This is a genomic window from Kitasatospora sp. NPDC057692 (assembly GCF_042799475.1).
GTDB lineage: Bacteria > Actinomycetota > Actinomycetes > Streptomycetales > Streptomycetaceae > Kitasatospora.
On record NZ_JBHVIV010000148.1, the window covers coordinates 1 to 9,941 of the forward strand.

Annotated in this window: 4 protein-coding genes and 1 pseudogene; 3 read left to right on the plus strand and 2 right to left on the minus strand. The window is 74.3% G+C overall.

Annotated elements, in window-relative coordinates:
- Window positions 1-120 precede the first annotated feature (120 nt).
- The gene (locus ACFVFS_RS39405; RefSeq protein ID WP_380629833.1) at window positions 121-2,883 is read left to right on the plus strand and encodes an AAA family ATPase; all 2,763 of its coding nucleotides are present in this window, start codon (window positions 121-123) and stop codon (window positions 2,881-2,883) included.
- A gap of 156 nt (window positions 2,884-3,039) precedes the next feature.
- Window positions 3,040-3,681, plus strand: a pseudogene (locus tag ACFVFS_RS39410) (sigma-70 family RNA polymerase sigma factor); the annotation flags it as partial.
- 107 nt (window positions 3,682-3,788) lie between these two features.
- On the opposite strand, the gene ACFVFS_RS39415 reads toward ACFVFS_RS39410, so the two are convergent.
- Both ACFVFS_RS39415 and ACFVFS_RS39420 read right to left on the minus strand, forming a co-directional pair.
- Entirely contained in the window at window positions 3,789-4,664 is an 876-nt protein-coding gene (locus tag ACFVFS_RS39415; RefSeq protein WP_380629835.1) for a ribosome-inactivating family protein, read from the minus strand.
- A 150-nt stretch (window positions 4,665-4,814) separates the two neighbouring features.
- Window positions 4,815-8,630, minus strand: coding sequence for an endonuclease/exonuclease/phosphatase family protein (locus tag ACFVFS_RS39420; protein ID WP_380629836.1), 3,816 nt, complete (start codon window positions 8,628-8,630; stop codon window positions 4,815-4,817).
- A 263-nt stretch (window positions 8,631-8,893) separates the two neighbouring features.
- On the opposite strand from ACFVFS_RS39420, the gene ACFVFS_RS39425 reads away from it, so the two are divergent.
- Window positions 8,894-9,811: an MBL fold metallo-hydrolase gene (locus ACFVFS_RS39425; protein WP_380629838.1), complete on the plus strand. Its 918-nt coding sequence runs from the start codon at window positions 8,894-8,896 to the stop codon at window positions 9,809-9,811.
- The last annotated feature ends 130 nt before the right edge of the window (window positions 9,812-9,941 follow it).

Sequence of the window (9,941 nt, forward strand, 5' to 3'; positions counted from 1 at the left end):
GGGCGGAGGACGCCTGGAACCCCCCCGCGGGGCCCCCCCCCCCCCCGCGCCGGGCACGACCACCCGCTGGGTCTGTGGATCCGGGCCCGGCGGGGGACCGAAGGGGAGGCCGACCGGCCCATGACTCACGAGCCGATGCTGGGGCGCAGCCGCGAGTGCGGGACACTGGAGGACCTGCTCGACGCCGTGCGCGGCGGTGGGAGCCGGGTCCTGGTGCTCCGCGGCGAGCCGGGCGTGGGGAAGACCAGACTGCTCGACCACGCCGCCGCCCGGGCACGGGGTTTCCGGACCGCCCGGGTCACCGGCGTCCAGTCCGAGATGGAGCTCCCGTACGCCGGGCTCCACCAGCTGTGCGCCCCGTTCCTGGACCGGCTCGGCCGCCTGCCGGCCCCGCAGCGCGACGCGCTGGGCACCGCGTTCGGGCTGACCGCGGGCACCCCGCCGGACCGCTTCCTGGTCGCCCTCGCCGTGCTCAGCCTGCTCGCCGACGCCGCCGGGCAGGACCCGCTGGCCTGCCTCGTCGACGACGCCCAGTGGCTGGACGAGGTCTCCGCGCAGACGCTGGCCTTCGTCGCCCGGAGGCTGCTCGCCGAGCGGATCGGCCTGGTCCTCGCCGTGCGCGAGCCGTCCCTGGAACCCCGGTTCGCGGGGTTGCCGCAGCTCACCGTCGGACGGCTCGGGGAAAGCGACGCCCGAGCCCTGCTGGAATCCGTGGTCCCGGGCCGGCTCGACGAACGCGTCCGCGACCGCATCGTCGCCGAGACCCAGGGCAATCCGCTGGCGCTGCTCGAACTGCCCCGCGGGCTCGGCCCGGAGGAGCTGGCCGGCGGTTTCGGACGCCCTGACGCGCGGCCGCTGGCCGGGCAGATCGAGCAGAGTTTCCTGCAGCGGATCCAGGCCCTGCCGCCCGCCGCCCGGTACCTGCTGCTCCTCGCCGCGGCCGAACCGGTCGGCGACGTCGCCCTGCTGGCCGCGGCGGCCGCGCTGCTGGGCATCGAGGAGTCCGCCGTCCCGGCGGCCGAAGCGGCGGGCCTGGTCACGATCGGTACCAGGGTGCGGTTCCGGCATCCCGTGGTGCGCTCGGCGGCCTACCGGGCCGCCACACCGGAGGCCCGCCAGCAGGTGCACCGGGCCCTGGCCGAGGTGACCGACCAGGACTCCGACCCGGACCGCCGGGCCTGGCACCTCGCCAACGCCACCGCGGGGCCCAGCGAGGACGTCGCCGCCGAGCTGGAGCGCTCCGCGGACCGGGCCCAGGCCCGGGGCGGTGCCGCGGCCGCCGCCGCGTTCCTGGAGCGGGCGGCCGAGCTCACCCCCGACCCTGCCGCCCGCGCCGCCAGGGCCCTGGCGGCGGCCCAGGCCAAGTACCAGGCCGGCGGCTACGACACCGCGCGCGAACTGCTGAACGCGGCCGCGCTCGGCCCGCTGGACGAGCACCGGATCGCCCAGGCGGACCTCCTGCGCGGCCGGATCGCGTTCGCCTCCCAGAACGCCGGCGGCGCCCTGCCGGTGCTGGTGCGGGCCGCCGGCCACTTGGAGGCGCTCGACACCGGACTCGCCCAGCAGACCTACCGCGACGCGCTGCACGCGGCCCTCCTCGTCGACCGGCCGCCGAGCGGCGCCGCGCTGGCCGACATCGGCCGGGCCGCGCTCGCCGCTCCACCCGGGCCGCCCCCGGAGCGCCACGACCTCCTGCTGCGCGGGCTGGCCGCGATGGCCGTCGACGGCTACCGGGCGGGCGCGCCCACGGTGCTGCGCGCCCTGGGCGCCCTGTGCACCGAGGAGGTGTCCGCCGAGGAGGGCCTCGGCTGGTTCCCGCTCGCCGCCAGGATGGCCTTCAACGTCTGGGACTTCGACAGCAACACGGTGCTCTCCGCGCGCCTGGTCGAGCTGGCCCGCACGACGGGCGCGCTGTCGGTGCTGCCGTCGGCCCTGCTGCAGCTCGTCTCCAACCGCGTCCTGGCCGGTGACCTCGACCAGGCGGACGCGCTCATCGCCGAGGCGCGGGTGATCGGCGAGGCCACCGGAAGCCGCTACCTCGCCCACTACGCGTCCCTGGTGACCGAACCGTGGAAGGGCCGGGAGGCCGAGGTGCTCAGGGCCACCGGCGCGATGGCCCGGGACGCCGGCCACCACCGCGGCGGGCCGGGCGGGGTCCCCGGCTCCGGCGAATGGGCCAAGGCGGTGCTGTACAACGGGCTCGGCCGCTACGACGAGGCCTTCGCCGCCGCCGAGCGGGGTGCGGAGAGCCTCCAGGAGCTCGGGCTCGCGATCAGGTCGACGGTCGAGCTCGTCGAGGCCGCCGCCCGCAGCGGCCGGCCGGCCCGCGCCGCCGAGGCGGCCCACCGGGTCGCCGACCTGGCCCGGGCCAGCGGCACCGACTGGGCCCTCGGAACCTCCGCCCTGGTCCGGGCCCAGGTGAGCGGGGGAGCGGAGGCCGACGCCCTCCACCGGGAGGCCGTCGAACGCCTGGGCCGCACCGGGGTCCGGATCACCCACGCTCGCGCCCACCTGCTCTACGGCGAGTGGCTGCGCCGGGAGAACCGCCGGGCCGACGCCCGCGAGCACCTGGGCACCGCCTACCGGGTGCTGAGCAGGATCGGGGTCGAGGGCTTCGCGGAGCGCGCGTGGCGGGAGCTGCGCGCCACCGGGGGGTCGGCGCCCCTGCGTCCGGCGGAGTCCCGGACCGCGCTCACCGCCCAGGAGTCCCAGATCGCCCGCCTGGCCGGGGGCGGCATGACCAACCCCGAGATCGGGGCCCAGCTGTTCCTCAGCCCGCACACGGTGGAGTGGCACCTGCGCAAGGTCTACACGAAGCTCGGCGTCACCTCCCGCCGGCAGCTCGGCGGCGTCCTGCCCGACCCCGCGGCGGCCACGGCCTGAGCCCGGGTCCGCCCCCGGGCCCCGGTGCCCCCTGGTCCGCCGACCAGGGGGCACCGGGGCGGCGGACCAGGCACCTTCCGGGGCGTCACGGCGGGGGCCGCGGCGGGAGCGTGTTCCCGGGGCATCGACGGATGCCGCAGGCGAAACGGAGCCGTGATGAATGTGTTGACAGACCTGCCCGGAACGCGTCCGGACACCCGGCCGGCCGCCGCGGAGAGCGCCCTGGACGAAGCCGCCGCCGCCTTCCAGGGGCTGCGGTCGCGCCTCTTCGGCACCGCGTACCGGATCCTGGGATGCGCGGTCGAAGCGGAGGACGTGGTCCAGGACGTCTGGCTGCGCTGGCAGCTGACCGACCGTTCGGCGGTGGTCAGCCCCGCGGCCTTCCTGTCCCGCGCCACCGCCCGGCTGGCCCTCAACGTGGCCCAGTCCGCCCGGTCTCGCCGCCAGACCCCGCTCCACCCCTGGCTGCCCGAGCCGGTCGCCACCGGCGGCGACCCCGAGGCCGGCGTGCAGCGGGCGGAGGAGCTGGCGTCCGCGCTGCTCGTGCTCCTGGAGCGGCTGACGCCCACCGAGCGGGCGGTGTACATCCTGCGCGAGGCCTTCGAGTACGCGTACGCCGACATCGCCGGGATGCTGCGCCTCAGCGCCGTCAACGTCCGCCAGATCTCCAGCCGGGCCCGCCGCCGGCTGGCCGCCGACCAGCGCGGGGCCGTCGACGCGGTGGAGCACCGGCGGCTGCTGGCGGCCTTCGTGGCGGCCTCCGGGGCCGGGGACACCGCCGCCCTGGAGTCGCTGCTGGCGGGGCGGTGAGCGGGGCGGGGGCGGCCCGATCGCCGCCCCCGCCCCGCCCGTCCGCCCCGGCGCCTCCGCCGGGAGGTCCGAACGCCCGCGGGCCCGCTGGCCCGCTATCGCCGGATCACCCGCAGGTGGTCGCGGACGTCCTGCCAGGTCGCGAACGTCCCCACGTCGCCGACCGTCAGCGCGGGCGTGGACGGGACGGTGGTGATGTCGATCGCGAACTTGGAGATGGACCCCCAGGCGCCGCGCAGCGCCCGCAGGCGGGGGTTGGACACCTCGAAGAAGGCGCCGCCCTTGCGCCCGGCGACGACCGCGTCCCAGGTGTCGCGGAAGTCGGTGAACCGGGCGGCCTCCGAGAACGCGCCGATCAGCTTGATCAGCGACCGGGCGACGCTCGCCCGGCCGGCGGCGTCGCCCATCGACTGGTCGGCCTTGCCGACGGTCTCGGCCGAGCCGATGAACCCGTTCAGCCACTCGATCGACGGCTCCTCCCCGGCTGCGGAGATCAGCGAGCCGTAGCTGCCACCGAAGGCCAGCGTGTTCACCTGGCCGCCGCGGCCCATCTCGGTGCGCACGTTCTCCGAGGCGTCGTTGAACGCGTACAGCTTGCCGCTCTTGGTTCGGAAGCCGCCGACGTAGAGGTTCGCCGGGTTGAAGTAGAGGCTCGACAGCTCGTTGCCGTCGCGGTCCTGGATCCGCAGCGCGATCAGGCCGGGCGGCGTCGCCTGGGTGATGTAGACGTCGTCGTCGCGGAACTGCCGCCCCGCCGCCTGGCGGAGGCGGATGAGCGCCGTGTGGTACCCGGCGACGTTGCCGCCGGTGTAGTCGTAGTCGAGCTTCACCTCCACGACCTTGGTCGTGCCGTCGGGCGTGTCCGCCCGGGCCGGGGACGCGGCCCCGAGGCCGGGGACGGCGACCGCGGCGGCCACGGCGAAGGCCAGCAGGGCGCGGACCCCGCGGCGCCTGAGGACTGTTGTCGTCATTCGGTACTCCAGGTGGTGTCGCCGGCCCGGGGGCCGGTGCGGGTGGGGCGGGGGCGTTCCCCCTCCCGCAGAGGAAGACCGGGAACGCCCCCGTTCTGTGACAGTCCGTCAGAATCGGTCAGTCGGAACGGACGTGCTGCGCCGCACCGTTCACCGGGGGACCTCCTTCCAGGTCCACAGGTCCGCGGCGGCGGGGCTCTCCGTCACGGAGAGCCCGCGGGCGTTGCCGCGCGAGGTGAGGTAGAGGCGCTGCCCGGTGGCGTTGCGCTGGGTCAGCGGGACGCCCGTGGCGGCGTGCCGGTCGGGGGTGTCGGTGCACCACAGGTAGCCGGGGTGGTCGGGCCGGAAGGTGTCCATCGTCAGGAGCGCGTCGTGCCGGGGGTACGGGTCGGACGCGGAGCTGGTGACGTACTTCCCGTTGTTGATGAGGTAGTAGCAGTGCTCCTCGCCGATCCGGCCGGCGGAGACGGTGGTGAACTGCTCGCGGGCGCCGTGGCCGTCGACCACCAGGTCCAGCGGGAGGCCGGTGCCGCCGCCGGCCGGCACGCCGACCACCAGGTCCTGCGGATCGTCGTCCTGCCGCAGCAGCTCGTCCGTGTCCAGTGCCTCGGTCTCGGGGTCCTGGAAGAACCACCGCTGGGCGGGGTCCTCCGCGTCGAAGTCGCGGAGCATCACCTCCTCGCCGTCGGGCCCGTCGGCGACGGCGAGCACCTGCGAGGTCTCGGCGTTCAGCACCACCCAGGTGCCGTCGCCCATGTCGATGACGCTCCAGATCTGGGTCAGCCCCTCGCCGCCGTTCGGCAGCAGCACCGCGGGAGTGTTCAGGAGGCCGAACTCCTGGCTCAGGTAGGTGCGGGTCATCCGGTGCAGGATGCGGAACTGGTCCGGGTGGTCGGCGGCCGGCTCCAGGACGAGGGTCTCCATGTCGCGGTTGCCCCGGTCGACCGGCCGGGTGCCGAGCCTGCGGCCGCCGCTGCCCGGTCCGCTCCCGGGCTTGGTGCTGGGGTAGGGCGCGTAGGAGCTCTTGGCGGAGCGGGCGGTGCGGGCGCCCTTCGGCTTCGTCTTCTTGGGCTCCGCCTCGGGCAGCGGCAGTGGCGGGGCCGGGTCGGGGGAGAGCCTGAACAGGACGGGGTAGTGGTCCGAGGTCCGCACGGCGTCGACCCGCGTGGCCTCGTGGAAGTGGAGCCGCGGTGTGCTGATGTGGTCGAGCGCGCCGTAGTCGTAGTGCGCCGGCGGCTGGTTCCCGTCGACCGGGTAGGTGTGCTGCGTCGGCCCGCTGATCTGGTACAGGTTCTGCATCTGCAGGCTGAGTCCGCGCAGGTTGGTGTTGAAGTCGCCGAAGACGGCGGTCGCGGCCTGCTGCGTCCTGGTGCGGGTCCTGATGGCGTTGAGCAGCCTGGTGGCGTTCGCGCCGCCGCTCGTGTCCATGTGCACCGTGAAGTAGACGGTGTCGCCGATCCGGACGCCGAACGCCGGACGGGAGGTGTCGCTGCCGGGGGAGGGGACGACGAAGAACGTCTCGGTTCCCGGGGCGTCCCCCGCCTGGACGGCCCGTGCCCGCTCCCGCGACCAGATGGCGAGGTTCGTCTGGCCGACCTGCCCGTTCGTCATGGTGTCCGTCTGCAGCCAGTACAGGTAGCCGGGGACGCCGTTCAGCGTCCGCCGGTACTCCCTGATGGGGGGCGTTTCGATGACCTCGCCCGCGGAGTTCCGCCGCTGGTACGTGGTCTGCGGTATCTCGACGCGCTCGGCGTCGATGCCCAGCGGGAAGGGCGGGCCGCCGGCCTCCTGGAGGAGGATGACGTCGGGCCGCTGGTTGGCGGCGATCTCCTCCAGGCTGGTCCGCCACTTGTCGGAGCCGTTGTTCGCGCCCGTGATGTACCGCCCGCGCATGTTCCAGGTGACCACCCTGCGCTCGTCGCCGGCGCGGGGATCGAGTTCGCCGCCGGTGTAGCGCAGGAAGAGGGAGTGCCGCTTGCCCACGTCGAGCGGCACCACGCCCTGGCCCGCGTAGTCCAGCGTCTCCCGGCCGGTCCAGTCGGCGATGGCCTGCCCGCTCTGGCCGAGCGGCTGGAAGCGGTCCGGTTCCCGGCTGTCGGAGCCGAACTGGAAGGCGGTGCCGGCCCGGTTGCCGTAGGGCCCGTACGGTTCGAACGGGCCGCCCGGAGTGCTCTGTTTGAGCATCGTGTTGTTGTAGAAGACGTTCTGCGGGCCGGAGGAGCCGGACCACTTGCCGGCCTTGGGGCCGGCCGCCCACCAGATCGGGTACCACGTCCCGTCGTCCATCTCGCCGCCCTCGCCGCCGCAGTTGGCGGAGCAGCTGCCGGAGCGGTGTTCGTACGGGATCCGGAGCGTGTTCTGCTCGAAGAGGTTGTTGTGCTCCCACCCGCCGTGCAGGTTGAGGTCGGAGTCGAGGTCGTTGCGGAAGGCGACGTTGCCGCTGGCGGACCACTGGAAGGTGAAGTGGCGCAGGTCGCGGCTCACGTTGTGGGCCCAGAGGGAGTTCCAGACCCGGCTGCCGCGCAGGTAGCCGTTGCCGCCCTTGCCCTTGTTCCAGGCGCCCTCGAAGGTGTTGCGCTCGATCTGCAGGTTGCGCGCGTTCTCGGTGACGATCGGGTGCGAGCCGGTCATCTCGGCCTTGAGGCCGCGCGCCCAGCTGTTCGCCGCCCACTTGAAGACGATGCCGTGCATCGCGTACTCGGGCGCCAGGTTGCCGTAGTTGTGCACGGCCTGCTCGGGGGTCAGCCGGTACGTCTCCTGGCCGCCGATCTTCGGCAGTCCGTTCATGTCCTGGGTGAAGGCGAAGTCCTCGAAGCCGACGCCCTCGACGGTCTTCAGCGGGGTGATCTTGCTGGCGTACGGCGTGCCGTTGCCGTTGATGGGCGGGGAGCCGTCCGACTCGGAGTTGACCGGCAGGTCCCACTCCAGCGGGCGGTCCAGGGTGACCGTCTTCGCCGTCGCGTCGACCCGGAGCACCTGGAACATCTGCTGGCGCATGTGGAGCGCCTCGATCATGCTCGGGTCGGTGATGCCCTGCTGCGCGTAGAAGTTCTTGCTGTTGGCCGCGCCGACCCAGACGTAGCCGCCGGTGCGGAACCTCTTCATGTCGACCTTGGCGTCCAGCCGGACGACCGACGACCCCTGCCGGGCGGAGTAGCCCGGGTCGCCGTCCCGTGCGGCCAGCTTCAGGCCGGACACCCAGTGCTGGTTGACGCTGCCCTCGAAGATGTCCTTGCGCATGGGGACGGTCGAGGCCGCCTCCCAGTCGTCCTGGTAGCGCGCCGCGACCTCGCGGGTCTGGACCCGGAACATGCCGCGCCCCGGCCACATCCAGCCGCCGGTGCCGACGTCGCCGCCGGTCCCGGCCACCATGCCGTCCTGGTCCCAGCGGCCGTTGATCACCGTGTCGTAGCGGGTGCTGAGGTCGGGCCGGAAGACCAGCCGGGTGCCGCCCGGGCCAGAGCCCTTGCCCCGGAGGGTCAGGAACCCGGCGTCGACGTAGACCTGCCGGGACAGGTCGACCCGGCCGGCGGGCAGTTCGATCAGCGAGAGCCGGTTGAAGTCGGCCTTCGGCGAGCACTGGTTCCCGATGTCGTCGATCGCCCGCTGCAGCCCGGCGGTGTCGTCGGCGCCGTCGTCCGCGCGCACGCCGTAGGTGGTGGCGAGCTTCTGCGGCGAGATGCGGCAGGCGGCGTCCTCGGTGAGGGCGGACTCGCCGCGCGGCAGGTCCTGGCCGCCCCGGTAGCCGACGCGGGACCAGTCCGGCATGCCGATCGGCGGGGCGGCGCGGTTGGCGTAGCTCAGGTCCGGTTCCTCGGCGGACGCGGCCGGGGCCTCGGACGTCGCCGCCGGGGCGGAGAGCGCGGGTGGGGAATCGGGCACCGGGGCCGCGGTGGCGAGTTCCGGTGCGGCGAAGGGGATCACCAGGGCGGCCAGGAGGGCCGCCGCTGGTCGGAGGTGTTTCACGTGACCTCGTCTCCTGTGTCGTGATGCCGTCGAGCGGCGGCCCGTGCGGCCGGGCGCACCCGGTCCGGAGGTCGCGGGCGTTCGCTCCCGAACGGGAAGACCGGGTTGGCGGACCGTCTGTGACACCTCGTCGGATCCGGCCGGACGTGCCCGCGGTTGTCACAGAACGGACCGCCCGCCGGTCTTCATGGGTGACCGGACGGCGCGGTGCGCGGTGGCGCCGTCGAGGACTCCGGTCGACGCCCTTCGTGAGGAGAACACCCATGACCCAGGTCAACTTCGCCCGCCCCGACGCTGCCGGGCTCGACGAACCGGTCCCGTCGCGCTACGCGTTGAAGGTCGGTGACATCGACGTGCTGGTGATCAGCGACGGGGTGCTGCCGATCTCCCCCGCGACGCTGGCCACCAACGCCCCGGCGGCCGACCTGAAGGCCTGGCTCGGGGACATGTACCTGCCGCTGGAGTCGATCAACTGGCCGCTGAACGTGGCCGTGGTGCGCAGCGGCGGCCGCACCGTCCTGGTCGACTCGGGCCTGGGCACGGAGTTCCCCGGCTTCCCCCGGGCCGGGCAGCTGGCCGCACGGCTGGACGCGGCCGGGATCGACCCCGCGTCGGTGACCGACGTGGTGCTCACCCACCTGCACATGGACCACATCGGCGGGCTGCTCGTCGAGGGGCTGCGGGGCCGGCTGCGCGCGGACCTGCGGGTCCACCTGGCGGCGGCCGAGGCCGAGTTCTGGGCGGCGCCCGACTTCTCCCGCACCGACATGCCCGCGCCGGTGCCGGACGTGCTCCGCCGGACCGCCTCAAGGTTCCTGGACCTGTACCGCGGCCAGTTGCGGCCGTTCGAGAAGGAGTACGAGGTGGCGCCGGGCGTCGTGATCCGCCGCACCGGCGGTCACACCCCCGGCCACAGCGTCATCCGGCTGGAGTCCGGCGGCGACCGGCTGACGTTCGCGGGCGACGCGGTGTTCCAGTGCGGGTTCGACAAGCCCGACTGGCACAACGGCTTCGACCACGACCCCGAGGAGTCGGCCCGCGTCCGGGTCCGCCTCCTGACGGAGATGGCGGCGACCGGCGAGCAGTTGGTGGCCACCCACCTGCCCTTCCCGTCCGTCTGCCACGTGGCGGACGCCGGCAGCGGCACCTTCCGCTTCGTGCCGGTGGTCTGGGACTACTGACCCCCGGACACCCCCGCCGTGGGGGGGGGGGGGGCCCCCCCCCCCCCCCCCCCCCCCCGGCGCCCCCCCCCCCCCCCCCCCCCCCCCAAAAGACCCCCCCCCAGGGGGGCGGGGCAGGACCCCACCCCCA